General features: G+C 71.2%; 26 protein-coding genes and 1 tRNA gene. 8 read left to right on the forward strand and 19 right to left on the reverse strand.

Annotated features, from left to right (window positions below; genetic code table 11):
• Positions 1-161 precede the first annotated feature (161 nt).
• Positions 162-1,769, forward strand: a complete 1,608-nt coding sequence (locus ABZT14_RS12070) for a protein kinase (RefSeq protein WP_356299994.1) — start codon at positions 162-164, stop codon at positions 1,767-1,769.
• 152 nt (positions 1,770-1,921) lie between these two features.
• On the opposite strand, the gene ABZT14_RS12075 is transcribed toward ABZT14_RS12070, so the two are convergent.
• From ABZT14_RS12075 to ABZT14_RS12085, 3 genes are all read right to left on the reverse strand, one after another.
• Entirely contained in the window at positions 1,922-2,482 is a 561-nt protein-coding gene (locus ABZT14_RS12075) for a bacterial proteasome activator family protein (RefSeq protein ID WP_356299998.1), read from the reverse strand.
• Positions 2,483-2,703: 221 nt separating this feature from the next.
• Positions 2,704-3,384, reverse strand: coding sequence for a hypothetical protein (locus ABZT14_RS12080; RefSeq protein WP_356300001.1), 681 nt, complete (start codon positions 3,382-3,384; stop codon positions 2,704-2,706).
• Between the two features lie 544 nt (positions 3,385-3,928).
• Positions 3,929-4,954, reverse strand: coding sequence for an NAD(P)H-quinone oxidoreductase (locus tag ABZT14_RS12085; RefSeq protein ID WP_356300004.1), 1,026 nt, complete (start codon positions 4,952-4,954; stop codon positions 3,929-3,931).
• A gap of 200 nt (positions 4,955-5,154) precedes the next feature.
• Between ABZT14_RS12085 and ABZT14_RS12090 the strand changes: the two genes are divergently transcribed.
• Complete coding sequence (locus tag ABZT14_RS12090) at positions 5,155-7,212, forward strand: PhoX family protein (protein ID WP_356300006.1); 2,058 nt, start codon at positions 5,155-5,157, stop codon at positions 7,210-7,212.
• Between the two features lie 205 nt (positions 7,213-7,417).
• Positions 7,418-7,624 carry a hypothetical protein gene (locus ABZT14_RS12095; RefSeq protein WP_356300009.1) on the forward strand — a complete coding sequence of 69 codons (207 nt, stop codon included), beginning with the start codon at positions 7,418-7,420 and terminating at the stop codon, positions 7,622-7,624.
• A gap of 250 nt (positions 7,625-7,874) precedes the next feature.
• Here the strand turns inward: ABZT14_RS12095 and ABZT14_RS12100 are convergent, their stop codons facing one another.
• Entirely contained in the window at positions 7,875-9,413 is a 1,539-nt protein-coding gene (locus tag ABZT14_RS12100) for an MDR family MFS transporter (protein WP_356300196.1), read from the reverse strand.
• A gap of 89 nt (positions 9,414-9,502) precedes the next feature.
• Positions 9,503-10,069 carry a MarR family winged helix-turn-helix transcriptional regulator gene (locus ABZT14_RS12105; RefSeq protein ID WP_356300012.1) on the reverse strand — a complete coding sequence of 189 codons (567 nt, stop codon included), beginning with the start codon at positions 10,067-10,069 and terminating at the stop codon, positions 9,503-9,505.
• Positions 10,070-10,249: 180 nt separating this feature from the next.
• Here ABZT14_RS12105 and ABZT14_RS12110 point away from each other — a divergent pair, with 180 nt between their 5' ends.
• Positions 10,250-10,453: a hypothetical protein gene (locus ABZT14_RS12110; protein ID WP_356300014.1), complete on the forward strand. Its 204-nt coding sequence runs from the start codon at positions 10,250-10,252 to the stop codon at positions 10,451-10,453.
• A gap of 161 nt (positions 10,454-10,614) precedes the next feature.
• Here the strand turns inward: ABZT14_RS12110 and ABZT14_RS12115 are convergent, their stop codons facing one another.
• From ABZT14_RS12115 to ABZT14_RS12125, 3 genes are all read right to left on the reverse strand, one after another.
• On the reverse strand, positions 10,615-11,460 hold the full coding sequence (locus ABZT14_RS12115; protein WP_356300017.1) for an RNA polymerase sigma factor SigF: 846 nt from the start codon (positions 11,458-11,460) through the stop codon (positions 10,615-10,617).
• 225 nt (positions 11,461-11,685) lie between these two features.
• A complete protein-coding gene (locus ABZT14_RS12120) occupies positions 11,686-12,474 on the reverse strand; it encodes an RNA polymerase sigma factor SigF (protein WP_356300020.1) in 789 nt (262 codons plus the stop codon).
• 212 nt (positions 12,475-12,686) lie between these two features.
• Positions 12,687-12,851, reverse strand: a complete 165-nt coding sequence (locus ABZT14_RS12125) for a hypothetical protein (RefSeq protein ID WP_356300022.1) — start codon at positions 12,849-12,851, stop codon at positions 12,687-12,689.
• Between the two features lie 183 nt (positions 12,852-13,034).
• Here ABZT14_RS12125 and ABZT14_RS12130 point away from each other — a divergent pair, with 183 nt between their 5' ends.
• Positions 13,035-13,334 carry a hypothetical protein gene (locus tag ABZT14_RS12130; RefSeq protein ID WP_356300025.1) on the forward strand — a complete coding sequence of 100 codons (300 nt, stop codon included), beginning with the start codon at positions 13,035-13,037 and terminating at the stop codon, positions 13,332-13,334.
• A 101-nt stretch (positions 13,335-13,435) separates the two neighbouring features.
• Entirely contained in the window at positions 13,436-14,476 is a 1,041-nt protein-coding gene (locus ABZT14_RS12135) for a methyltransferase (protein WP_356300028.1), read from the forward strand.
• Positions 14,477-14,557: 81 nt separating this feature from the next.
• Here ABZT14_RS12135 and ABZT14_RS12140 read toward each other — a convergent pair whose 3' ends face one another.
• The 5 genes from ABZT14_RS12140 to ABZT14_RS12160 form a co-directional block, all read right to left on the reverse strand.
• The gene (locus tag ABZT14_RS12140) at positions 14,558-14,929 is read right to left on the reverse strand and encodes a tetratricopeptide repeat protein (RefSeq protein ID WP_356300031.1); all 372 of its coding nucleotides are present in this window, start codon (positions 14,927-14,929) and stop codon (positions 14,558-14,560) included.
• On the reverse strand, positions 14,929-15,951 hold the full coding sequence (locus ABZT14_RS12145) for a pirin family protein (protein ID WP_356300034.1): 1,023 nt from the start codon (positions 15,949-15,951) through the stop codon (positions 14,929-14,931). Before ABZT14_RS12145 ends, ABZT14_RS12140 begins: the two co-directional genes overlap by 1 nt.
• A gap of 198 nt (positions 15,952-16,149) precedes the next feature.
• On the reverse strand, positions 16,150-16,848 hold the full coding sequence (locus ABZT14_RS12150) for a hypothetical protein (RefSeq protein ID WP_356300037.1): 699 nt from the start codon (positions 16,846-16,848) through the stop codon (positions 16,150-16,152).
• Positions 16,849-17,188: 340 nt separating this feature from the next.
• Positions 17,189-18,124, reverse strand: a complete 936-nt coding sequence (locus ABZT14_RS12155) for a glycosyl hydrolase family 18 protein (RefSeq protein WP_356300040.1) — start codon at positions 18,122-18,124, stop codon at positions 17,189-17,191.
• 621 nt (positions 18,125-18,745) lie between these two features.
• Entirely contained in the window at positions 18,746-19,600 is an 855-nt protein-coding gene (locus ABZT14_RS12160; RefSeq protein WP_356300043.1) for a phosphotransferase, read from the reverse strand.
• Between ABZT14_RS12160 and ABZT14_RS12165 the strand changes: the two genes are divergently transcribed.
• A complete protein-coding gene (locus tag ABZT14_RS12165) occupies positions 19,574-20,104 on the forward strand; it encodes a GGDEF domain-containing protein (RefSeq protein WP_356300046.1) in 531 nt (176 codons plus the stop codon). The two genes, ABZT14_RS12160 and ABZT14_RS12165, sit on opposite strands and share 27 nt — an antisense overlap.
• A 121-nt stretch (positions 20,105-20,225) precedes the next feature.
• Here ABZT14_RS12165 and ABZT14_RS12170 read toward each other — a convergent pair.
• From ABZT14_RS12170 to ABZT14_RS12185, 4 genes are all read right to left on the reverse strand, one after another.
• Positions 20,226-20,312, reverse strand: a tRNA-Ser gene (locus ABZT14_RS12170).
• A 48-nt stretch (positions 20,313-20,360) separates the two neighbouring features.
• Entirely contained in the window at positions 20,361-20,909 is a 549-nt protein-coding gene (locus tag ABZT14_RS12175; RefSeq protein ID WP_356300049.1) for a nucleoside deaminase, read from the reverse strand.
• A gap of 43 nt (positions 20,910-20,952) precedes the next feature.
• Positions 20,953-21,468, reverse strand: coding sequence for a hypothetical protein (locus ABZT14_RS12180; RefSeq protein WP_356300052.1), 516 nt, complete (start codon positions 21,466-21,468; stop codon positions 20,953-20,955).
• A gap of 235 nt (positions 21,469-21,703) precedes the next feature.
• Complete coding sequence (locus ABZT14_RS12185; protein ID WP_356300055.1) at positions 21,704-21,871, reverse strand: hypothetical protein; 168 nt, start codon at positions 21,869-21,871, stop codon at positions 21,704-21,706.
• An 88-nt stretch (positions 21,872-21,959) separates the two neighbouring features.
• Here ABZT14_RS12185 and upp point away from each other — a divergent pair, with 88 nt between their 5' ends.
• Positions 21,960-22,595, forward strand: coding sequence for a uracil phosphoribosyltransferase (gene upp / locus ABZT14_RS12190; RefSeq protein WP_356300058.1), 636 nt, complete (start codon positions 21,960-21,962; stop codon positions 22,593-22,595).
• 61 nt (positions 22,596-22,656) lie between these two features.
• Here upp and ABZT14_RS12195 read toward each other — a convergent pair whose 3' ends face one another.
• Positions 22,657-23,301, reverse strand: coding sequence for a LytR C-terminal domain-containing protein (locus tag ABZT14_RS12195; RefSeq protein WP_356300060.1), 645 nt, complete (start codon positions 23,299-23,301; stop codon positions 22,657-22,659).
• 159 nt (positions 23,302-23,460) lie between these two features.
• A complete protein-coding gene (locus tag ABZT14_RS12200) occupies positions 23,461-23,757 on the reverse strand; it encodes a type II toxin-antitoxin system VapB family antitoxin (RefSeq protein WP_356300063.1) in 297 nt (98 codons plus the stop codon).
• Positions 23,758-23,850 lie beyond the last annotated feature (93 nt).

Here is a 23,850-nt window from a genome sequence, read left to right on the forward strand (position 1 = left end):
CGCGTGGGGTCACGGAACGGGCAACAAGCTTGACGTGTCGGTGCCCTCGGGCAAACTTGGCCGAGGTGGCCGGGAGGTCGGTACGTCATCACCGGTAAGCGAGTAGGTCGAGCACCCATCAACATCACGGGGGCAGTGCCGCCGAGGGGGAAGCAGAGCTAATGAGCGACGAGGGCGCGCAGGCAGCGCACTACTTGGGTCGCACGGTCGGCAACGGGCGCTTTCAACTTCAGTCCCTGCTGGGCGCGGGCGGGATGGCCTCGGTCTTCCTCGCCTACGACTCGGTGCTCGACCGCCGTGTCGCGGTGAAGACCCTGCACACCGAGCTGGGCCGGGAGCAGTCCTTCCGCGAGCGGTTCCGTCGCGAGGCGCAGTCGGTCGCCAAGCTGACCCACACCAACATCGTCTCGGTCTTCGACTCCGGCGAGGACGAGATCGACGGCGCGATGGTGCCGTACATCGTCATGGAGTACGTCGAGGGCAAGCCGCTGCGCTCGGTGCTCGACGAGGACATCGCCCAGTACGGCGCGATGCCCACCGAGAAGGCCCTCAAGATCACCAGTGACGTGCTGGCGGCCCTGGAGGTCAGCCACGAGATGGGCCTGGTGCACCGGGACATCAAGCCGGGCAACGTGATGGTGACCCGGCGCGGTGTGGTCAAGGTGATGGACTTCGGCATCGCCCGTGCCATGCAGTCCGGTGTGACCTCGATGACCCAGACCGGCATGGTGGTCGGCACCCCGCAGTACCTCTCCCCGGAGCAGGCCCTCGGACGTGGGGTGGACGCCCGCTCCGACCTGTACTCGGTCGGCATCATGCTGTTCGAGCTGCTGACCGGGCGGTTGCCCTTCGACGCGGACTCGCCGCTGGCCATCGCCTACGCGCACGTGCAGGAGGAGCCGGTCGCCCCCTCCTCCATCAACCAGACCATCCCCCCGGCCGTGGACCAGCTGGTCGCCCGGGCGCTGCGGAAGAACCCCAACGAGCGGTTCGCCAGCGCCGAGGAGATGTTCCAGGAGACGCAGCGGATCAACGGTTCCGGTGCGACCTCCGGCGCCACCCCGCTGATCATCAGCGAGGGCCCCCGGGCCGCCGGCGCGGGCGTCGCGCAGTCGGTGTTCCCTCCGGTGGACGCCCACGGCACCCCGCCGCCGCCCGCCCACTCCGGGTACCAGCAGTACAACAGCGGGGGTTACGGCCCGGCGACCCCGGCCCCGTACGCCACCCCCGCTCCGTACGGCATGGGTTCCCAGACCCCGCCGCCGACCTACGGCCCGCAGGTCACCGGTGGTTCCGGTGGGAGCGGCGGTGGCAAGAACAACACCGCGGTCCTGGTGGCCGTGGCGGTGGTGGCGATAGTGGCGGTCACCGCGGTGATCGTCGCCATGACCCTCAGCGGCGGTGACGACAAGAAGCCGGAGAGCAAGCCGGAGAACTCGCCGTCGCAGCAGACGGTCGAGGAGCCCCAGGAGTCCTTCAAGCCGGAGGACAAGAGCCGCACCATCAGCGCCGAGAAGTGCACCGACGCCTACCGCCACTACACCGACAAGAAGAAGAAGTCGATGCCGGACTTCTACACCAAGAACCTTTCCTCGGTGAAGGAGTGCATCCGCAAGGCCGGTTGGCAGTTGGACACCAACATCTCGTACGAGGACGAGAACGAGTGGGGCAAGAACGCCGTCCTGGAGCAGACCCCCAAGGAGGGTGACGCGCTGGACCCGGAGAAGGACAAGATCACCCTCACGGTGTCCACCGGCAAGCCCAAGTGACCCGGCCGGCCCGCCGAGCGGGCCGGACCCGAGCGCACCACGAGGGAGGGCGCCCACCCCACACGGGGGTCGGGCGCCCTCCCTCGTGACGTGTCAGGTCGTCTCCGGTGAGCGTCTTCCGGCGGGCGGTCCGGCCGGTGACCGGCCCCCGGTCAGAGGTACGGTCCGCCGGAACGCGGGTTGGGGGTGCCGCCGGACTCGCCCTCCTCGGGCAGCACCCCCGGGGGCAGCGCCCGGCGCATCTGCTCCAACTGGGCCCGGGCCGCCATCTGCTGGGCGAACAGCGCGGTCTGGATGCCGTGGAAGAGGCCCTCCAGCCAGCCCACCAACTGGGCCTGGGCGATACGCAGTTCGGCGTCGGTGGGGACCTTGTCCTCGGTGAAGGGCAGCGACAGCCGCTCCAGCTCCTGGACCAGTTCGGGGGCCAGCCCCTCCTCCAACTCCTTCACCGAGCTGTGGTGGATCTCCTTGAGGCGGGCCCGGCTCGCCTCGTCCAGCGGGGCGGCCTTCACCTCCTCCAGCAGCTGCTTGATCATGCTGCCGATACGCATCACCTTGGCGGGCTGCTCGACCATGTCCGTCACCGGAAGCTCGGTCCTCTCGTCGCCCTCCCCGTCCTTGCCGGTGCCGGAGCTGCCGAGGGCCATCCCGTCGGGGCCCACGACCAGGACGTGCGCGTTCTCCGCAGACTGTTCGTTGCTCGGCTGTGTCATACCCCCATTCTGCACACCCGGGCAGGTCGTCCGTCGGGCGGCCGAGGGCCCGCGGTACGGCTGGTGGGGGCCGGTCCGTCAGCGGCTCGGCGCGCCCCGGCCCCGTGCCGGTGTCCGGCCTCGCGGCCCTCCGTGGGTGGGGGCTGGGTCAGAGGCGTACCGGCCGACGGATCAGGCGTCGTCGGGTGGGCCGGATGGATATGGGGTTGGGGGCCTCCCGCTCAGTCCCGCCACTCCCGTTCCTCCTGGCCCTGGCGGAGCCGTATCGCCACGAAGGCGAGCCCGACCCCGATGGACGTCAGCCCGGCCCCGAGGGGGAAGACCGCGTCCGAGGAGTCCCGGCTGTCGGCCGCGTTGCCCATGTCCTGGGCGGGGGCCGTCGACCCGGTGTCGGTCGGTGTCGTCGCGCGGGGGTGGGCCCGCTCCGGTCCCCGCTGGTCGCTGACCGTTGCCCGCAGGGTCGGCCGGGTGTGCGGGGGTACCGGGGTCCGCTGGCCCGGTGTGGCCTGGGCCTCCCGGTCACCCCTCTCGGGGGTCGTCGAGGGAGTACCGCCGGGGGAGGGGGTGCCGTCCGGGGCGGTGTGCCCCTGGTACGGGGCCTGGCTGGACGGGGCGGGGGAGGAGGGCGACCGGGGGTGGCCGCTCGCGGGAGGGATCCCCGCCTCCGGCGACCAGGGGGGAGTGGGCGCGGTGCCGTCGTCCTCCTCGTCACCCTCGCCGGGGGTGTCTCCAGGGAGGTCCTCGGGGGCGGTCGCGCCGTCGGTGGGGGTCGCCGGGTCCGGTTCCGGGGAGTCGGCGGAGGCGGCCGGGGCGGCGAGGGCCAGTACGGTGAGCACCGCGAGCAGCGTCAACAGGGCGCTGAGCGCAGGGTGGTGGAGGCGTTGCTGCTGTGGGTTCCCCACGGGTGTGCCCCTTGAAGCGGTGACGGTGGGCCGTGACCAGCGTCACATATCACCACAAGTCAGGCATCCGGGAAAGCCGCCCCACCCATGCTCCCTCTCCCCGGTACCGGGCGTCCCCCGAGGTCAGAGGCCCCGGAAGCGATCGACCCGCTTCCCCCGTACGGCCCACCCCGGCAGGAGCCGGGCCCGTGCCCCCCGGGGCGGTGCCCGACGTCACGGAATCCCGGGACGTACGGCCCACCTCCGGCGACGGGAGCCGCCCCGTACCCCTCCACCAACTGCGAGGCGGGCGCCCCACGTCACGGCCACCGGGGGCGAGGCGGCGCCCCCCTGCACGACCACCGAAGGTGTACGGCCCGTACCCCCCTTGCCGGCGGCGAGGGGGCACCCGTTGTCACGGTTCCCCGGCGGTGAGGCGGTGCCCGTTGTCACGGCCACCAGGGGCGCGCACCGTACCCCTCACCACTGCCGAGGCGGCGCCCCCTGTCACGGACACCAGCGGCCTCCGACCCACCCCGGAGGGCACCCCCGGAGGGCCGTACCGTCAGGCCACCGGGGGCACTCCCCGTACCTCCTCCAGGCCGAGCACGACCTTCCCCACGTGGCCGCTCTCCTCCAGGATGCGGTGCGCCTGGGCGGCCTCCCACATGGGCAGCACCCGGTCCACGACCGGACGGACCCGACCGTCGGCGAGCATCGGCCAGACCTTCTCCCGTACCTCCGCCACGATGGCGGCCTTCTCCTCCGGGGGCCGTGCCCGTAGCGAGGTCGCGGTGACCGAGGCGCGCTTGGCCAGCAGGGCCCCCAGGTTCAGCTCGCCCTTGACCCCGCCCTGGAGTCCGATGACCACCAGCCGTCCCCCGGTGGCCAGCGCACGGACGTTGTCCGGCAGGTACTTGGCGCCCACCACGTCCAGGATCACGTCCGCGCCCCGGCCGTCGGTGGCCTTCCGCAGCTCCTCGACGAAGTCCTGTTCCCGGTAGTTGATCAACACCTCCGCGCCCAACTCGGCGCAGCGCTCCAGCTTCGCCGCGCTGCCGGCCGTCACCGCCACCCGCGCGCCCAGCGCCCGGGCCAGCTGGATCGCCATGGTGCCGATCCCGCTGCCCCCGCCGTGCACCAACAGCGTCTCCCCCTCGCGCAGTCGGGCGCCGGTGAACACGTTGGACCACACGGTGGCCGTCACCTCCGGCAGTGCGGCGGCCTCGGCGAGCCCCAACCCGTCCGGTACGGGCAGCAGTTGGCCCACCGGCACGGCCACCCGCTGCGCGTAGCCGCCCCCGCTGAGCAGCGCGCACACCGGGTCGCCGACCTCCCAGGCGGGGGCGCCGGGGGCCTCGCCGACGCCCGGGCCCAGGGCGAGGACGCGCCCGGCGCACTCCAGCCCCGGGTAGGGGGAGGCGCCCGGCGGGGGGTCGTACAGCCCCTGACGCTGGAGCAGGTCCGCCCGGTTGACGGCGCTGGCCGCGACCTCGACCAGCACCTCGCCCTCGGCGGGCTCGGGTTCGGGCACCTCGGCCCAGACCAGGGAGTCGGGGCCGCCGGGTTCGGTCACGGTGATGGCATACATGGCTCCGACGCTACCGGCCCCCGATCGCCTCCGCCGGGGCCCACGCCGTTCGCCGGGGCGGGCCGCCGCGTCCCCGGTGGGCGCGGCACAGGGTTCACCCCTCGTTCATCGGGTGGCCGTCCGCTGGCGTACCCGCCCCCCTAGCGTCACGGACCGCAAAGCAACGCACATCGCGTGCCGCGTACGTCACCGGAGGAACCATGCGAAAGCTGCTGCCGCTGATCGGCACGCACGGCAAGAGGGCCGCACTGACCTGCCGTTACCGCTGTGGAGACGCCTGCGCCCACGAGCCGCCCAACACCAGCGACAACGGCTACCTCGGCGACGCCGTCGCCCGCGCCCTGTCCCGCCGCAACGTGCTGCGCGCCGGCGCGGTGGTCGGGGTGGGCGCCGGAGTGGGCACAGCCGCCCTGGGCCCGGTGAACCCGGTGGCCGCCGTGGTGGGCGAGAAGGGCCGGGGGCACCGTCACGGGGGCGCCCGGGGCCTGCGCTTCGAGCCGGTGGAGCCCAACACCGACGACCGGGTGACCGTTCCCCGGGGGTACGAGCAGAAGGTGGTCATCCGCTGGGGCGACCCCATCCTGCGCGGTGCCCCCGAGTTCGACGAGAAGCGGCAGAGCGCCCACGCCCAGGCCCGCCAGTTCGGCTACAACAACGACTTCCTGTCCCTGCTCCCCCTGCGCGAGCACCGACGTCAACTCCTGGTCGCCAACCACGAGTACACCGACGAGGTGCTGATGTTCGCCGGCTACGACGAGGACCAGCCGACCCGGGAACAGGTGGAGATCGGCCTCGCCGCCCACGGGCTGTCGGTGGTGGTCGTGGAGGAGGACCGCCGCAGCGGCGCCCTGACCCCGGTGGTGGGTCACCGGCTGAACCGTCGGCTGACCGCCCGCAGCGAGTTCGAGCTGACCGGCCCGGCGGCCGGCAGCGAGTGGCTGCGCACCGGGGCGGACCCCACCGGCACCAGGGTGTACGGCACCCTCAACAACTGCGCCGGCGGCACCACCCCCTGGGGCACCACGCTGCACGGCGAGGAGAACGTCGACCAGTACTTCGCCAACACCGAGAAGGTGAAGGACACCGAGCACCGCGAGCGGCTGGAGCGGTACGCCCTCAAGGGCACCGACACCGACCGCAAGTGGGAGCGCTTCCACCCCCGGTTCGACGTCACCAAGGAGCCCTACGAGCCGCACCGCTTCGGCTGGGTGGTCGAACTCGACCCGTACGACCCGGACTTCACCCCGCGCAAGCGCACCGCCCTGGGGCGGTTCAAGCACGAGGCGGCCCAGCCCCGGCTGACCCGGGACGGGCGCGCGGTGGTGTACATGGGTGACGACGAGGCCTTCGAGTACCTCTACAAGTTCGTCTCCCGCGAGCGGATGCGGCACGGGAACTCCCGGGCCGCCCGGGAACACAACCTGAGCCTGCTGGACGAGGGCACCCTCTACGTCGCCAGGATCACCGGTGACTCCCCGCCGGAGGAGATCGACGGCAGCGGAACCCTGCCCGAGGACGGCGAGTTCGACGGTTCGGGACGTTGGATCAGGCTGGCCAGCGGCGACACCTCCCACGTCGAGGGCATGACCGCCGAGGAGGTCTACGTCTTCACCCGGATCGCGGCCGACAAGGCCGGGGCCACCAAGATGGACCGGCCCGAGGACGTGGAGCCCAGCCCCCGCAGCGGCAGGGTCTACGTGGCGCTCACCAACAACAGCTCCCGTGGCACCGAGGGCAAGGCCCCGGCCGACGAGGCCAACCCCCGTGACGAGAACAAGCACGGGCAGGTCCTGGAACTGCGGGAGTGGGGCGACGACCCCTCGGCCCAGCGCTTCCGCTGGCGGCTGTTCCTGGTGTGCGGGGACCCGGAGGACCCGGCCACCTACTTCGCTGGCTTCCCCAAGGACCAGGTCAGCCCCATCTCCTGCCCGGACAACGTGGCCTTCGACCACTACGGCAACCTGTGGATCTCCACCGACGGCAACGCCCTGGGCAACCACGACGGGCTGTTCGGGGTCGCCACCCGGGGCGCGTGTGAGGGCGAGCTGAAGCAGTTCCTCACCATGCCCAAGGGGGCGGAGACCTGTGGTCCGGTCATCCAGGACCGGCGGGTACTGGTCGCCGTGCAGCACCCCGGAGAGGTGGACGGGGCGAGCGTGGAGGAGCCGGCGTCCGTCTGGCCCGACGGCCCCGGCCGGATCGTCCGGCCGGCGGTGGTGTCGGTCTGGCGCGCGGACGGCCGGGACATCGGGGTCTGACCCTCGGTTCGCGGGGGTGGGGCGGAGACGACCGGCCGCCCCACCCCCCCGCCGGGATTCAGGGGCTTTACGGTCCTTTGTGGGGCTCTTCGGGGGCGCGCGGTCCCCGGGTCGCAACCCCTGTGTGATCGAACGGTCTGCTCGTCCCGGTGAATCCGCGCGTTCCCGGGTGACCCGGGGTCGACGGGTTCGGTTGGCTCAGGTCATGGGAAACACAGCGATCGACGAGGTGGGCCCCTCCGCCCCCGAGGCGCAGTCCCTGGGCTGTGCCCACACGGAACCGATCTTCACCCAGCTGGTGTCCGAGTGGAGACGTCAGGGCCGCACCCTGCCCCGCGCGCCCGAGCCCAAGTGGGTACGGGTGGGCGCGGGCGACTCGGCCCGGGAGAAGAAGGGGGCCAAGAAGGCCTGACGTCCCGGTACGGCGACCCCTCGCGGAAACGGTTCGTCGCACCCATCCGCTCCCCACCGCACCCCCACACACCGACCTCCCCCGACCCCCCACCGTCCCCGACCCCGTACCGCCCTGGGCCCACCCGGCCCTACGACAACAAGGGGGGCCGCCCCTCCCCAGAGGCGGCCCCCCTCACCGTCCCCGGAGGGACGGCCCCGGACCGTCGCGCCCCTCCGCCGGTGCGCTCGGTCCAAGTCGTGGCTGGTGCTCAGTCCGTCGGTCCGACCGGCGTCGCCCCCTCCTGGAGGCCCGACTTGGTCTTCAACGGCACCTCCTTGATGCACAGCACCAGCAGCAGTGCCAGGGCGGCCACCGGGGCGGAGAAGAGGTAGACGTCCGCGATGCCGTGCCCGTACGAGGTCTGGATCACCGAGCGCACCGGGCCGGGCAGGGCGTCCAGGTGGGGGATGGAGCTGCCCTTGCCGCCGGTCGGCCCGCCGTGGTCCATGCCGAGCCGGCCCATGCCCTCCTGGACGTAGTCGGTGATGCGGTGGGCCAGTACCGCGCCCATCGCGGAGACGCCGACCGCGCCACCCAGGGAGCGGAAGAAGGCCACCGTGGAGCTGGCCGAGCCCAGGTCCGACATCGCCACCTGGTTCTGGGTGGCCAGCACCAGGTTCTGCATCAGCATTCCGACGCCCAGTCCGACCAGCGCCATGTACAGGGCCAGGTGCCAGTACGGGGTGTCGTAGCGCATCGTGCCCAGCAGCCCCAGGCCGCCGGTCATGCTGACCCCGCCGGCGATCAGCCAGACCTTCCAGCGGCCGGTGTGGCTGATGACGCGGCCGGAGATGGTGGAGGAGACCGCGAGGCCGGTGATCATCGGGATGGTCATCACCCCGGACATGGTCGGGCTCTCCCCCCGGGCCAGCTGGAAGTACTGGCTGAGGAACACGGTGGCGCCGAACATCGCGATGCCCACGAACATCGAGGCCAGCGAGGCGAGGGTGAGGGTGCTGTTGCGGAACAGCCGCAGCGGGATGATCGGCTCCGCCGCCCGCGACTCCACCAGCACGAACAGCAGCGCCAGCGCCACGGCGAGGGCGACGAGCAGGTAGCTGGTGCCGGAGTTCCAGTCGTAGCGGTCACCGGCCAGGGTCACCCAGATCAGCAGGGTGGAGGCGGCGCCGGCCACCAGCGTCGCGCCCAGCCAGTCCACCTTGGCGTCGGGGCGCCGGACGACCGGCAGGTGCAGGGTCCGCTGGAGGACGATCAGCGCGATGACGGCGAAGGGCACCCCGACGTAGAAGCACCAGCGCCAGCCCAGCCAGGAGGTGTCGGTGATGACGCCACCCAGCAGCGGACCGCCGACGGTGGCGACGGCGAAGGTGGCGCCGAGGTAGCCGCTGTACCGGCCGCGCTCCCGGGGGGAGATCATCGCGGCCATCACCACCTGGGCCAGCGCGGTCAGACCGCCCATGCCCAGGCCCTGGAAGGCGCGACAGGTGATCAGGGTGGCGGTGTTCTGCGAGAGTCCGGCCCCGGCCGAGGCCAGTACGAACAGCACGATCGCCGACTGCACCAGCAGCTTCTTGCTCGTCAGGTCCGCGAGCTTGCCCCACAGCGGGGTGGAGGCGGTCATGGTGAGCAGGGAGGCGGTGACCACCCAGGTGTAGGAGCTCTGGCTCCCGCCCAGGTCGGAGACGATCCGAGGGAGGGCGTTGGAGACGATCGTGGAGGACAGGATCGCCACGAACATGCCGAGCAACAGCCCGGACAGGGCCTCCATTATCTGGCGGTGGGTCATCGCCGGAGCGGGGGTGGGGGCGCTCTCCGTCCCGGTGCGTCCCGGCTCCGGCGCGCGCACGCCTGTACTGCTGGTGGACATGCTCTTCCTTAGCTGCTGGTCTGTGCGGATGAGGTCTGGGGGGAGGTCGCGGGAGAAGGGGCGACTTCCGGGCTGGTACGGGGTTCGGCCACCCCCCGGGCCGGTGTCTGGGGCGGGGGATCCTCGATGAAGGACTCGTGGAGCCGGCCCAGCAGCTCGCTCAGCCGGTCGATGTCCTCGGTGGGCCAGTGGGCCAGGCGTCGTTCGAGGATCAGTACCAGCTCCTCGCTGCGCTGGTTGACGAACCGCTGCCCCTTGGGGGTCAGGCGTAGCGTGCGGGAGCGGCGGTCCAGGGGGTCGGGGGCCCGGCTGAGCCAGTCCTGTTCCACGGCGTGGGTGACGTGACGGCTGGCGACGGAGATGTCGGTCCCCATCAGTTCGGCCATCCGTCCCAGGCGCATCTCTCCGTGTTGGTGGACCAGGCTGAGGGCCCACATCGCGGCCGGGGGGCAGTCGTGCGGCAGGGCCCTGGCCAGTTCGCGGTTGACGGAGTTGACGGCCCGGAGTCGTCGTGCGAGTTCCCGGTAGAGGGAGGTCCCCTGGGGGGTGCCCTGGGAGGTGGGGCCGTCGGACATGGCGCCGGACATCCTTTCGTTGCTCTGGGCAACGATAGGAGCTGTTAGTTGCCGTAGGCAAATGAAATCTGGCATTCCCCGGCAAACAATCGTTAAAGCCTCGGTGTGCCTCCCCCCAAGCTGGCGAAGGCCTGATCAGGGCTGTCTCCAGCGGGGCCCGCTGGGCTAGGGTCCTGGCCCATGGCTCACAATCCCCAAGCCCCGCAGGGCCCCCAGGGAGAAGACCCGGCGGGCAACACCCAGATGTTCCGTGCCTTCGTGGACGAGGGCGGCACTCCCGACCCCGGCCCGACGGCCCAGAGCGGTCCCCGTACCGGGCTGATCGTCGGCGTGGTCGCCGTGGTGGTCGTCCTGGTACTCGTCGGCTGGCTCGCCTTCGGCTGAACCGGGCGCCGGCCCGAACACACCTGAGCCGCCGGAGTGGGTACGACACTACCCCGGCGGCCGTCGGTGCTTCTCATGGCTCAACAGGCGGTCGGCGCGGGCCCGTTGGTCGGAGGTGAACGGACAGTGCGGTGATGTGGTCACCCTCCCCCGCATCCGTGTCAGTCCTCCGAGACCAGTCCCTCCCGCAGTTGGGCCAGGGTCCGGGTCAGCAGCCGGGAGACGTGCATCTGGGAGATGCCGACCTCCTCGCCGATCTGTGACTGCGTCATGTTGCCGAAGAACCGGAGCATGATGATCTGCCGCTCCCTGGGCGGGAGTTTGGCCAGCAGCGGCTTCAACGACTCGCGGTACTCCACCCCTTCGAGGGCGCTGTCCTCGTACCCCAGGCGGTCGGCCAGGGAGCCCTCGCCGCCGTCCTCCTCCAGGGAGGGGGAGTCCAGGGAGCTGGCGGTGTAGGCGTTGCCCACGGCCAGCCCGTCCACCACGTCCTCCTCGGACACGCCCAGGGCGGCGGCCAGTTCGGGCACGGTGGGGGAGCGGTCCAGCCGCTGCGACAGCTCGTCACTGGCCTTGGTGAGGGCCAGGCGGAGTTCCTGGAGCCTGCGCGGCACCCGCACCGACCAGGAGGTGTCCCGGAAGAAGCGCTTGATCTCGCCCACCACGGTCGGCATCGCGAAGGTGGGGAACTCCACCCCGCGGTCGCAGTCGAAGCGGTCGATCGCCTTGATCAACCCGATGGTGCCCACCTGGACGATGTCCTCCATCGGCTCCATCCGGCTGCGGAACCGGGCCGCGGCGTAGCGGACCAGGGGGAGGTTGAGTTCGATCAGGGTGTCTCGTACGTAGGTGTGCTCCGCGCTCTCCGGCTCCACGGCTGCCAGCCGTTGGAAGAGGGAGCGCGAGAGGGTGCGGGTGTCGATGGCGTCGCTGTTGGTGGGAACCAGCGGTGCTTCGGGGGTCGGCGTCTCGCCAGGCACCTTCGAGCTGTCCAGTTCTACGGACATGCCACTCCCTAGAGGTCGCGGACGGTTCGCGGGCGGTCTTCTCGGGGAGTGAGGCCGAGCCTCGGTGGAACACCGCCTTCACGTGAATACCGGCAGTAGGGCTCCGGCAAACGCGTCTCTCGCAGAATGTCACAAGTCATTAACACGATGTAGTGCCTTGTCGACAAAGCGTGCGCGATAAGGGAGTTGAGGGAGTGTGAGGAGTGACGGGTGTGCTCGATCCGGTCAGGCGTCGATGGGGTTGGCCGCCCTGAGGCGGGCGAAGCTGCGGGACAGCAGCCGGGAGACGTGCATCTGGGAGACCCCGAGTTCGGCGCTGATCTGCGACTGCGTCAGGTTGCGGTAGTAGCGCAGCAACAGGATGCGCTGCTCCCGTTCGGGGAGCTGGACCAGCAGGTGGCGCACCAGGTCACGGTGCTCCACGCCGTCCAACTCCGGGTCCTCGTAGCCGAGTCGGTCCATCAGGCCCGGCCCGTCGTCCCGTTCCTGTGCCGCCTCCAGGGAGGTGGCCCGGTAGGCGCGGCCGGCCTCGATGCAGGCCAGCACCTCCTCCTCGCCCAGGTTCAGCCGTTCCGCGATCTCCCGGGTGGTGGGGGAACGGCCGTGCAGGGTGGTCAGGTCCTCGGTCGCGCCGCTGACCTGCACCCACATCTCGTGCAGCCGCCGGGGGACGTGGACGGTGCGTACATTGTCCCGGAAGTAGCGGCGGATCTCCCCGACGATGGTGGGCATCGCGAACGTGGGGAACTGGACCCCGCGTTGGGGGTCGAAGCGGTCGATGGCGTTGATCAGGCCGATGGTGCCGACCTGTACCACGTCCTCCATGGGCTCCATCCGGCTGCGGAACCGCGCGGCCACGTAGCGGACCAACGGGAGGTTGGCCTCGATCAACTGCTCGCGCACGCTCTCGTAGGCGGAGGTGCCACGGTCCAGTCGGGCCAGCTTCTCGAACAGCCGCTGGGTGAGCGCCCGAGCCTCCGCGCCACGACTCTCGCGGGTCTGGGTCGCTGCCACCGGCCACCACTCCTCACGACCTCGGTCGGAATCCGGTCATTCAGGAAAAGCGGTCATAGCATCACAATTCATGAGCACTCTGTGCAAGCACCGTATAGCTACGTGTTGCTGGCCGAGTTGGGGTGAAAAGGATCAAGGGTGCGGACGCCAAACGGTGTTGACCGCGCCGGAGAACAGCTCCGTACGCCTCCGACCACCGGGAACGCGCGAGGTCAGCGCACCAGGTCGGCCACCATCGACCCCACCCCGTGGGCCGCGTCGGACAGTCCCTCGAAACCTATCTGGACCAGGTTCGCCGACCGAACGGGCCAGGCGATGATCGCGTACAGCACGAAGACCGTGACCATGTACAGGCCCAACCTCTTCGCCTGCGCCATGTCTCCGCCTCCCACGCCTCGGCCCCCGCGAGGACGCGAGACTCTCACCACGCCCCCGCCGCCGTCCAGACACCGGCGCCGCCTGCTCGCGACGCGTTCCCGAAGCCCTCGTGGTGCGCCCCCCGCCGGCCCGGCGCACAGTGGGAGAGAACCACCCCACCGGAACGAAGGGGGCGCCCCGCCATGACCGCCGGCACCCACACCGTCCACCCCGACCACACCCACGAGCACGGGCCGGGTTGCGGTCACGTCGCCGTACCCCATGGCGACCACGTGGACTACGTCCACGACGGCCACCTGCACCGGGTGCACCAGGACCACGTGGACGAGTGCGAGGAGAGCGAGCACCTGGAGCACTCCGACCACACCCACGAGCACGGGCCGGGCTGCGGTCACGTCGCCGTACCCCACGGCGACCACGTCGACTACGTCCACGACGGCCACCGCCACGCCGCCCACGACGGCCACTGGGACGACCACTGAACCACCGCCCGGTCCGGCGCCACCCTTGACCCCGACCCCCACCGCGTACTTAGGTGTACCTAAGTTGATGTTGCCTCGGGGAAGTCGGAGAAGGGGACGGTATGAGCGAGGACGGGGAGCGGCCACAGCCCGGTGCCGGCGAACGACTGGTACGGATGATCTTCGGCACCACCATCGCCCACTCCGTCGGAGCCGCCGCCCGACTGCGGGTGGTCGACGCCCTGGGCGACACCGAGCGGGAGTACGCCGAGGTGGCCCGGGAACTGGACGTCGACCCCCAGGGCCTGCTGCGCCTCCTGCGCGCCCTCACCGGCCTGGAACTGCTCACCGAACCCCGCCCCGGGGTCTTCGCGGCCACCGAGTTCGGCCGACTGCTGGGCACCGACCACCCCCAGTCCCTCGTGGCCTTCGCCGAGGTGTTCACCGACCGACTGATGGTGCGCTCCTGGGAGGACCTGGCCGACTGCGTACGCACCGGCCAACCCGCCTTCCCCCAGCACTTCGGCAAGAGCTACTTCGACTACCTGGAGGAGCGCCCGGAACTGTCCGCCCGCTTCAACGCCTCCATGAGGGAGTCCACCCGCGGCACCGCCAAGGTCCTCCCGGACGCCTTCGACTTCTCCACCGCCAGCACCCTGGTCGACGTCGGCGGCGGTGACGGCAGCCTGCTGGCCGCCGTACTACGGAGGTACCCGGACCTGCGCGGCACGGTCTACGACACCCCCGGCGGCCTCGCCCAGGCCGCGAGCACCATGGCCGAGGCCCAGGTGGCCGACCGCTTCCACGCCGAGACCGGCGACTTCTTCACCTCGGTCCCCGAGGGCGCCGACCTGTACCTGCTCAAGAGCGTCATCCACGACTGGAGTGACGACCAGTGCGTCACCCTCCTGGGCAACGTGCGCGAGGCGCTCCCCGAGCACGGGCGGGTGCTGATCCTGGAGCCGGTGATGCCCCCGGTCGCCCGCCCCGAGTGGGCCGGCGGCTACCTCAGCGACCTCAACATGCTGGTCAACCTCGGCGGCCGGGAGCGCACCGAGGCCGACTACGTCCAGCTGTGCCAGCGGGCCGGGCTGCGCCCCCCGACGCTCACCAGGCTGCCGGGCGGCAACGCCTTCTCCCTGATCGAGACCTCCCGGGCGTAGGGCGCGTGAGGAAACCCGGGCCCCCGTGAGGAGCCCGGGCCCGGTTCCCCGACCGGGCCCGGGCGGACCGCGCTCTCGGGGTCAGCCGGGCACACCCATCGCCTCGGCCAGCCGACGGTGGGGGCCGGCCTCGGTCGGCCGGCTGAGCCGCTCCAGGGTGCGGCCCAGCAGCAGGTGGGCGTAGGCCTCGGCCGGGTCCCGCGCCAGCACCTCGCGCAACTCCCGCTCGGCGCGACGGAGTTGGGCGGAGTGGTAGAGGGAACGGGCCAGCAGCAGCCGTACCGACAGGTTCTCCGGCGCCGCCCGCACCACCTCGGCCAGCAGGCGACTGGCGGTGATGTGGTCCCCGGACTCGAAGAACAGCAGGGCACGCTGGTACCTCTCCGCCAGGTCCTCCCTCCCGTGGGCGCCCGTGAGGGGTGCCGTCGTCGGGGCGTTCCGCAGGGTGTCCATCAACGCTCCTCCCTCCGCTCGGAGTTCGTTCCCCGGTCCACGGGCTCGTCGGCCGTCGTACGGTGGGCCAGCTCCTCGGGGGCCGAGGCGCCGAGCCGGCCGGACTGGAAGTCCTCCACGGCCTGGAGGATCTCCGCCCGGGTGTTCATCACGAACGGCCCGTACCGGGCGACCGGCTCCCGGATCGGCAGTCCGCCCAGCAGCAGGACCTCCCAGCCGTTGCGTGAGCCGTTGTGGTCCTGGAGGGCCGAACCGGTCAGGCTCAGCGCCTCCCCGGGGCCCAGCACCGCCAACTGGCCCTCCTCCAGGGGCCGTTGCTCCGCCCCGACGGTGCCGCGTCCGGCCAGCACGTAGACCAGCGCGTTGAACTCGGCCGGCCAGGGCACCGTCAGTCGGGCGCCCGGGCTCACGGTCGCGTGCACGTAGCTGATCGGCGTACGGGTCACCCCGGGCCCCTGGTGGCCGTCCAGTTCGCCGGCGATCAGCCGCAGCAGGGCGCCGCCGTCCGCGCTGGACAGCAGTACGGTCTCGCCCGCCCTGATGTCCTGGTACCGGGCCGGCGTCCACTTCAGCGAGCGGGGCAGGTTGACCCACAGCTGCACCCCGTGGAACAGCCCACCCCGGGTGACGAAGTCCTGCGGGGGCAGCTCGGAGTGCAGCACCCCGGCGCCGGCGGTCATCCACTGGGTGGCGCCCTCGGTGATCAGGCCGCCGCCCCCGGTGGAGTCACGGTGCTCGAAGGCCCCGTCCAGCATGTAGGTCACGGTCTCGAAGCCCCGGTGCGGGTGCCAGGGCGCGCCCTTGGCCTCGCCCGGCCCGTACTCCACGGCTCCCAGGTGGTCCAGCAGCAGGAAGGGGTCGGCCGCCGCGAGGTCCGTTCCCGGGAAGGGGCGGCGCACCTGGAAGCCCTCGCCCTCCAGCTGGCGGTGGGCGGTGACGACCTTGGCCACCGGGCGGACGGTCGCGTCCGCTGGCTGGCTCACACGGGGCAGGGTCAGGGTGTCCGCGGTGACGGCTGGCATGGCGTCCTCCTGTCCGAGGGGGCCCGGGGTGCCGACGGGAGCTGACGGGCCCGGGTGGCCCTGTTCGCACCCACGCCAACATGGTTGAAACTTTAACTATTCCCGGCGTCCGTCCCGTGTGTCCGTCGCCCCCGTGGCGGACGCGCGAGGAGGCGGGGGCACCCGGCCCCCGCCTCCTCGTCGGCGTCACCGCTCAGCTCAACAGGCCTGCTGCGGCCCGGAGTTGGTGGTACCCACCCGGCCCACCACGGTCTCGTCACCCAGTTCGGTGCCCGCACCGTGGTTGACGTAGCAGGAGTACTTGGTCTTGTTGATGACCTCCAGGTGGGTGTGGACGCCGGTGTCGCCGTTCACCTGGTAGCACTTCGAGGCGCGGAACCGACCGGTCTCACCCAGCTTGGTCCAGGGGCCGACGGTCGCCCCCACCACGATGTCGTCCGGCTTGTTGTCCACGTGCATCACGTCGGCGCGGCCCACCACCTCGCCGGTGGCGTCGTTCTTCGCCTCCAGGCCGACGCGGTAGCCGCCGTCGGCCAGGTCGCCGGTGGCGCACCCGGGCTGGACCGTCACCACCTGGACGGACACCGGGCTGCCGCCGGCCGTCTTGCTGCCGAACGGGGACACCAGGGTGGCCCCCGGGGTCTGGTAGATGTCCACGGACCAGTCGTTGAGGTAGTCCCAGTTGTAGAACACCCGGTGGTGCGAGGAGGGGGGCGTCTCGCCGAACCGGTCCCAGGTCGAGGCTCCCTGGATCGGCGGGTACACGTTGACGGTGTCGGTGGCCCTCGGCTGTGCGCCCTCGGTGTCCTGGGCCTGGGACGCGGACGCGGCGAGCAGTGCGGACGACGCGACAAGGGCGCCGGCCGCCGCCAGGCGGGCAACGGTGACGAGTCTCAACTTTCGCTCCGAGCGGTGAGAAGTGGGGGGACGTGGGGGCGGCGTACCGTTCGGGTTTCTGTGAAGACGTCCCGGAGGTACGTCGGGCAGTGAGTAAAGCACCGCGCCACCCCTACAGCCAGGCCTTGGGCCGGCGTTCGGGACTACCAGAGCCCTCCGGGCTTCACCCCGCACCCACCAGAACGCCACAATCCGCCCCTGGCGTTCCACTTCGCCCGCCGCCTGTCGGCCGTCGTTCGTCAACGGGTGTGCGGCGTCCGTGCGTTCACCCGGCCCGTACGAGGGCGACCGTGGTGGCGGGTGGCCCGCCACCACGGCGCGAGCGGGGGATCGTCGAGGGTCAGCCGCCCGCCGCCTGGCGGACGTGCGCGTACCAGGAGTCCGGGCCGTCACCGTTCACCGGTACGGCGTTGAAGTACTCCCAGCCGGCCACGCCTCCGAAGCCCTGGTGCCTGTCCTTCAACGAGCCCAGGGTGGCCGCGAGTTCGTCGGGTTCGACGTACCCCTGGCAGTTGGCCGGATTGGTGAGGGCCCCGGCGACGACCCGGGAGGGGCTGAAGCCGTTGTCGATAACGTTGTCATAGCTGGTGGTGTCGCCCAGGTCCCCCCAGCCGCAGTAGAACTGGCCGGTGTAGAAGCTGATCTTGTCGCCGGCCTCCCGCTCCAGCTGGGCGTAGTCGAACCCGCCGGAGAAGTTGCTGGAGCCGGCCAGGTCGCTGGCCACCGGGGTCAGGATGACGTGGAAGTCCTCGCCGAAGTCCGTACGCAGCCGGTCGATGAGCTTCTTGGTGTTCTCCAGCGAGAAGGTCTCCTCGATGTCGAGGTCCACCCCGTCGAGGCCGTACTTCTCCACCGTGTCGTGCAGCGGCTGGTAGTACTTCTCGAAGTCCTCGGCCAGGTTCTGGTACGTCCCCTGGGCGGCGCCCCCGAGCAGGGCGTGCACCTTGGTGCCGGACTCCTGGAGTTCGGCCACGTCCTTCCAGACCTGGTCGAACCTGGGGTCCGACGGCGGTTCGTCGTTGAGGTGGATCGAGCCGTCGTCGTTGAGGTGGAAGGCGGCCACCTCCACGTCCGTCGCCACTCCCTTCAGGGGCAGCGGCGAGACGTAGGAGTCGTCCTGGTACTGGGTCTGGTAGTACGCCAGGACGCGCGGCGACTCCGCCTCGGCGCGCGGGGCGGAGTCGGTGGCCTGTGCCGCGGGGCTGAGGGCGAACCCGACGATCGCGGAGGCGGTGAGCACCGCTCCGAGACCCGTGAGTGCGCGTCGTCTCTCCATGCTGTCCTCCAAGGACGGTGGGGGGTGGCCGAGTGGGCCCGGGAGAAACCACGGGGACCGGTACCGGAACAACGGTCTCCGGGTACGAAACAGACCCTAGGTCACCCTCCGTGCCCCTGACCGCCCCTCGCCCCAACTCGTCGCGGAACCAGCGGTGTTCGCCTCTTCGGGGTGGGGTGGGGGTGAGGTGGGGGAGGCGGCCCGGCGGGGGCCGGGCCGGGTCGGGGTGAGGTGGGCGTACGGGTGTCCTGGTGCCGCAGCCGCCCTGTTCCGGGGCTGGGCGAACACGTCTGCGTTCGCTGCCCGATGCTGCGGATGGACCCGGGCCAGTGGAAGAGGCTGTTCGAGATCAATTCACAGCCTCACCGGCCGCATCAAGGAGGCGAAGTCCAACGGCCGGCTCGGCGAAGCAGAAGGACTCCGGGTCAGTCTCCAATCCGCCAGCAAGAAGCTGACCGCAATGGATCAGGCCCGGGCGCGAAGCGGGACTCACGTCGCTGACCTCGGGCTTTCTCAGATCCGACGCACGTGAAACCGTGCCGGGTGCGGCGGCCCCCATGGCCGACTTCAGTAGGGCACGAAGAGAGCACAGCTCCGTTCAGGGGGGCGACGAGGTCATGCTCAGCCTCGGTTGGGAGTGCCATGGGGAACATCGCGTGAGTCAAGAAGTGCGGACAGCCGGGCGGCTTGGCGCTCGGCCGTTCCTGGCGGATTCCGAGGATGCTGAGGGTCGTCGAAAGCCAGGAGGAACAACCACACGAGTGCCAGCAGCCTGCGGCATTCCGGCAGCCGCGCGCGTTCCGCGTCGCTCAGGTCGAACAGATCGAGGAACGCCTCCACATCGAGAGGCGGCCCGACCCAGCTGGCCACGTGTTCCGTGATCTCAGCCAGCTCGAAGGGCCGGTCGCTGAGTCCAGAGTCCTCGAAGTCGACGACCCGCACACGAGAGCCGTCCCACAGATAGTTGGCGAGGTTGCCGTCGCCCGGACCGAAAACCGTCGGGACGTCCGGTCGGCTGGCTCCCTCCAGGCCTGAACCGGTCAGCCAGTCAAGGCCGCGGTGCATTGCCTCGCCCACCTCGCCACCCACCCGTGAGCGAGCCTTCGGCACCCAGGCCCGGATCTGGGCGATGAGCTCATGCTGCTGGCCAGGCCGAACCGGGAGCGCAGCCAGGACATCCGCTGGCACAGCCGCATACATCTCGCTCGCTGCCGCTGCCAGAGCCTCTAGCTGCTGATCACCAAGCGGCTCTCCTCGCAGCGGCTCACCCGGCAGGCGCGACATCACCACCACCGGCTCCTCCGCCACGGTGTCGGCGCTTTGAGGGGCGGGAGCCAGGCCCGGTGCGTACGCGGCGAGCAGCGTCAGCGCACGCCACTCCCGCTCGCACGCTCCACGACTCTCACGCCGAAACCTCTTGGTCACGCTGTCAGCCCGGAGCTCGACAGCGTGAGTACTCCAGGGAACGGAAGTCATGAGACGCGATCATCCCAGCAGGCAGATCTCCACAGCAGCCCTGGTCCGGGAAACGGCTTCAAGGCGATCAACGACACGCACGGCCATGCCGCCGGGGATGCGGTGTTGCGGTGTGCCGCGTGTGGCCTGGGCGATGCCGTGGACGGTCGGGGTCCGGTCGGACGGCTGGGCGGGGACGAGTTCGCCGCCGTCGTACCGATACCAGCCCCTGCCGGAGTGCCGTGGCTGCTGCGCGGTCTCCACGAGGTGCTGACGACTCCGACGCACACCGAGGGTCGGACGCTCACGGTCGGGGCGTCGATCGGCGCGTGCTGGACGGGTGAACTTCCGGCTCCGACGCTGCCGTTGGCGCTGCGTCGGGCGGATGAGGCGATGTACGTCGTCAAGCGTGGCGGGGGCGGTTGGCTCGCCGCCGACGGCACCGTCACGACCCGCGGCACGGTCAACGGCCGCCGCGCCGGACGAGGCGGCACCCACGCGGACCGCGACGGGGGTGCGGCATGACGGTGTCCCTCACCAAGAACGCCACCGGCCCCGCGTCGGTTCAGGGTTCGCGTTGTGGCGACGGATGGGGGGCGTACGACGAGGGGCCCGGTCCGTCAGGACCGGGCCCCTCGTCTACCTGCGGTAGCGGTGGGATTTGAACCCACGGTGGAGTTGCCCCCACACTCGCTTTCGAGGCGAGCTCCTTCGGCCGCTCGGACACGCTACCGAGAGGGAGCCTAACCCATCGGTCCGCTACTGCCGAAATCGGTGCCGGTCACCGTTCCTCGGCCCGGCCGGAGCGGAAGAACTCGGTCAGCAGGGCACCGCACTCGGCCTCCCGTACCCCGTGGACGACCTCGGGGCGGTGGTTGAGGCGGCGGTCGCGCAGCACGTCCCAGAGCGAACCGGCGGCGCCGGCCTTCTCGTCGACGGCGCCGTATACGACCCGGTCGAGGCGGGCCAGTACGAGGGCGCCGGCGCACATGGTGCACGGTTCGAGGGTGACCAGCAGGGTGCAGCCGGTCAGGCGCCAGCCGTCGTCGCGGCCCTGGGACCGCAGGGTGGCGGCGGCCGAGCGCAGGGCGAGGACCTCGGCGTGGGCGGTGGGGTCGCCGGTGGCCTCGCGGGCGTTGTGGCCGGTGCCCAGGGGCTGGCCGTCGGGGGAGAGGACCACCGCGCCCACCGGTACGTCCCCGAGGGCGGGTGCCCTGCGGGCCTCGGCGAGGGCCAGCCCCATCGGGGCATACCAGGGGTCCCGTACCGGGTCGGACGGGGCCGCCGGTACGGGTGGGGGATCGGTCAGCGACTCGGACGGTGGGGCCATGGCCCCAGTGTGCCCGGCCGGGGCGGGGTGGCTGGCGCGCCGGTCAGCGCACCGCCTCCAGCATCTCGGTGCAGCCCAGGGCCTCGGCCACCTCGCTGAGGGCGTCCTCGGGGTCGAGGGCGCGGATGTCGGCGGCGGTGAGGCCGAGGTCGGCCAGCAGGTTGGCGTCGCCCAGCGGGCCGGCGGGCATGGGGGACTCGGCGGAGTCGAGGTCGCTGTCGTCCTCGGTGCCGTCCTCGGTGCCGTCCAGGTTCACCAGGGCGTTCAGGTCCTCGGGCTCGCGGCCCAGGAGTTCGTCGGTCAGCAGCAGTTCGCCGTAGGAACTGCGCGTCGCGGCTGCCGCGTCGGAGACGTAGACCCTGGGGTCGTCCTCACCGTCCACGCGTACCAGTCCGAACCAGCTGCCCTCCTGTTCCAGGCAGACCAGTACGGTCTCATCGTCCTCGGAGGCCTGCCGGGCCAGGTCGGCCAGGTCACCCAGGGTCTGCACGTCATCGAGCTCTGTGTCGCTCGCTTGCCACCCGTCTTCGGTGCGCGCGAGCAGTGCGGCGAAGTACACCGTGACTCTCCCACTTGTTTCAGGTGTGCCCGAGTAGTGATGGGCGAGGGCCCGCCCTGTGGGAATCGTGGCAGAAATACGGCGACTTGGAAGGGTCTTCCCTGGTGCGCCGTGTGCTGTTTTCGGACTTTGCCCGAGGGGCGGCCGTCCGTGGTCTCGCTGCGTGACCCGTACTCACCGGTTGATGGCTGTGGGTGACCGTTGCCCGGTCACCGCCGTACGGCGGACGCCCGCCTCACCACCGGAAGGTGCGCATCCGCAGGCTCTGCCGCATCCGCGCGGCGCGGGCGCGACGGGGCTGTACCCGTTCGCGCAGCGCCTTGGCCTCGTTCAGCTCCCGCAGGAAGCGGGCCCGGCGGCGCAGCCGCTCGGGATCGGGGTCGGACTCGTGCGCTGGGCGCATCGGACACCTCCGCGTACCGCCTACCAGGCTCACTGTCCCGCCTTCGCCCGGGGTACGCCACCGCGGAGCCCTTCGATACTGTCGGCGGATGCGGACCCATGTCATCGACCACCCGCTGGTGGCCCACAAGCTGACCACGTTGCGCGACGAGCGCACCGACTCCCCCACCTTCCGTCGGCTCACCGACGAACTGGTGACGCTGCTGGCCTACGAGGCCACCCGGGAGGTCCGTATCGACCGGGTACGGGTCGCCACCCCGGTCACCGAGACCGAGGGGGTGCGGCTGTCCCACCCGCGCCCGCTGGTGGTGCCGATCCTCAGGGCCGGACTGGGGATGCTGGACGGGATGACCCGGTTGCTGCCCACCGCCGAGGTGGGGTTCCTGGGCATGATCCGGGACGAGGAGACCCTGACCGCCTCCACCTACGCGACCCGGATGCCGGACGACATCTCCGGCCGTCAGGTCTACGTGCTGGACCCGATGCTGGCCACCGGCGGCACCCTGGTCGCCGCGATCCGGGAGCTGATCTCCCGGGGCGCGGACGACGTGACCGCGCTGTGCCTGCTGGCCGCCCCGGAGGGCGTGACCGTGATGGAACGGGAGCTGGCCGGCACCCCGGTGCGGGTGGTGACCGCCTCCCTGGACGAGGGGCTCAACGAGTCGGGCTACATCGTGCCGGGCCTGGGCGACGCCGGCGACCGGATGTACGGCACGGCGGGCTGAGGACCGCCTCCCGCCACGGGCGCGACGGGGGACGACCCCCGCCCGCCGGTGGGCGGCCGGTTCAGCAGCCGGACGGCTTGGGCGAGGGGCTGGCCAGGGCCTGGAGGGCCTTGTCGGCCCGCCCCTCCTTGGCGAGGCCGGTGAACTTGTCGCCGATCACCAGGTCGACGTCCTCGCCGTCCCGGTCGTCGTGCCGGGTGTCGGCCTTGGCGAGCTGGGTGCCCAGCACCCGGAAGCGGCCGGCGGTCTCGGCGCCCGGGGCGGCCCGCAGCAGTCCGGTGCCCTTGACTTTCTTGTCCAGGTCGTCGGGAGCGTTGTCGACCTTGCCGACGCGGAAACCGCGCTTCTTGAGCTGGTCGGCCGTCTTCTTGGCCAGGCCCTTCTTGGTGGTGGCGTTGTAGACGTTCACCTTGATCGAGGAGGGCTTGGGCAGGGAGTCGGCGGCCTTGTCGGGGCGGGGCTTGGCGTCGGCCACCTTCTTCTCGCAGCGGGCCCGGTCCCGGGCCTCGGCCTGTCGGGAACCGTCCTCCCCGCTGAAGACGTCCACCAGCTGGAAGGTGCCCCAACCGAGTACACCGAGCGCCGCCACGGAGGCCACCACGGCCAGTGCGGCGCGGGGGCGTCGGCGGGGGCGCCGCATCCGTGGGTATGCGTTCCCCTTGATGCGGTATTTCCCGCCCATACCGGGGGGCGTCAGCATACTCATGAGCGGCAGGGTAATGCCGGGGGGAGACCGTGCCTACCGAATGATCAGCGAACCGGGGGCCGGGGCGCTCAAAAGAGGCAATCCGCTACGGATGATGGTCGAATGCCGGATTCGGGCCGCTCGCGGCCGATGTGTGGAGGGCGTGTCCGGTCGACGTGCTCAGTCGACGTCCAGCACCCGGGCGTGCAGCACCTGGCGCTGTTGGAGGGCGGCACGGACCGCGCGGTGCAGGCCGTCCTCCAGGTAGAGGTCGCCGCGCCACTTCACCACGTGGGCGAACAGGTCGCCGTAGAAGGTGGAGTCCTCGGCGAGCAGGGTCTCCAGGTCGAGCTGACCCTTGGTGGTGACCAGTTGGTCAAGGCGTACCGGGCGTGGCGCGACGTCGGCCCACTGCCGGGTGCTCTCCCGGCCGTGGTCGGGGTACGGCCGGCCGTTTCCGATTCGCTTGAAGATCACACGGAAAGCCTACCGGGCGCCGGGGTCCGGGCGCAGCCTTGTCGCACACCGTGGAATGGGGCGTAACGTCACCCACCGGGGCATAGCAGATCG

Origin of the sequence: Streptomyces sp. NPDC005438 (assembly GCF_040606315.1) — a bacterium.
Classification (GTDB): Bacteria; Actinomycetota; Actinomycetes; order Streptomycetales; family Streptomycetaceae; genus Streptomyces.

Bases quoted from the DNA above. Each gene is read 5' to 3' on its own strand.
- ABZT14_RS12105 (WP_356300012.1), bottom strand. From the start codon at position 10,069: ATGTCCGACGGCCCCACCTCCCAGGGCACCCCCCAGGGGACCTCCCTC.
- ABZT14_RS12195 (WP_356300060.1), bottom strand. From the start codon at position 23,301: ATGAGTATGCTGACGCCCCCCGGTATGGGCGGGAAATACCGCATCAAG.
- ABZT14_RS12115 (WP_356300017.1), bottom strand. From the start codon at position 11,460: ATGTCCGTAGAACTGGACAGCTCGAAGGTGCCTGGCGAGACGCCGACC.
- ABZT14_RS12095 (WP_356300009.1), top strand. From the start codon at position 7,418: ATGGGAAACACAGCGATCGACGAGGTGGGCCCCTCCGCCCCCGAGGCG.
- ABZT14_RS12130 (WP_356300025.1), top strand. From the start codon at position 13,035: ATGACCGCCGGCACCCACACCGTCCACCCCGACCACACCCACGAGCAC.
- ABZT14_RS12135 (WP_356300028.1), top strand. From the start codon at position 13,436: ATGAGCGAGGACGGGGAGCGGCCACAGCCCGGTGCCGGCGAACGACTG.
- ABZT14_RS12100 (WP_356300196.1), bottom strand. From the start codon at position 9,413: ATGACCCACCGCCAGATAATGGAGGCCCTGTCCGGGCTGTTGCTCGGC.
- ABZT14_RS12160 (WP_356300043.1), bottom strand. From the start codon at position 19,600: ATGACTTCCGTTCCCTGGAGTACTCACGCTGTCGAGCTCCGGGCTGAC.
- ABZT14_RS12185 (WP_356300055.1), bottom strand. From the start codon at position 21,871: ATGCGCCCAGCGCACGAGTCCGACCCCGATCCCGAGCGGCTGCGCCGC.
- ABZT14_RS12070 (WP_356299994.1), top strand. From the start codon at position 162: ATGAGCGACGAGGGCGCGCAGGCAGCGCACTACTTGGGTCGCACGGTC.
- ABZT14_RS12155 (WP_356300040.1), bottom strand. From the start codon at position 18,124: ATGGAGAGACGACGCGCACTCACGGGTCTCGGAGCGGTGCTCACCGCC.
- ABZT14_RS12125 (WP_356300022.1), bottom strand. From the start codon at position 12,851: ATGGCGCAGGCGAAGAGGTTGGGCCTGTACATGGTCACGGTCTTCGTG.
- ABZT14_RS12075 (WP_356299998.1), bottom strand. From the start codon at position 2,482: ATGACACAGCCGAGCAACGAACAGTCTGCGGAGAACGCGCACGTCCTG.
- ABZT14_RS12145 (WP_356300034.1), bottom strand. From the start codon at position 15,951: ATGCCAGCCGTCACCGCGGACACCCTGACCCTGCCCCGTGTGAGCCAG.
- ABZT14_RS12110 (WP_356300014.1), top strand. From the start codon at position 10,250: ATGGCTCACAATCCCCAAGCCCCGCAGGGCCCCCAGGGAGAAGACCCG.
- ABZT14_RS12175 (WP_356300049.1), bottom strand. From the start codon at position 20,909: ATGGCCCCACCGTCCGAGTCGCTGACCGATCCCCCACCCGTACCGGCG.
- upp (WP_356300058.1), top strand. From the start codon at position 21,960: ATGCGGACCCATGTCATCGACCACCCGCTGGTGGCCCACAAGCTGACC.
- ABZT14_RS12085 (WP_356300004.1), bottom strand. From the start codon at position 4,954: ATGTATGCCATCACCGTGACCGAACCCGGCGGCCCCGACTCCCTGGTC.
- ABZT14_RS12140 (WP_356300031.1), bottom strand. From the start codon at position 14,929: ATGGACACCCTGCGGAACGCCCCGACGACGGCACCCCTCACGGGCGCC.
- ABZT14_RS12090 (WP_356300006.1), top strand. From the start codon at position 5,155: ATGCGAAAGCTGCTGCCGCTGATCGGCACGCACGGCAAGAGGGCCGCA.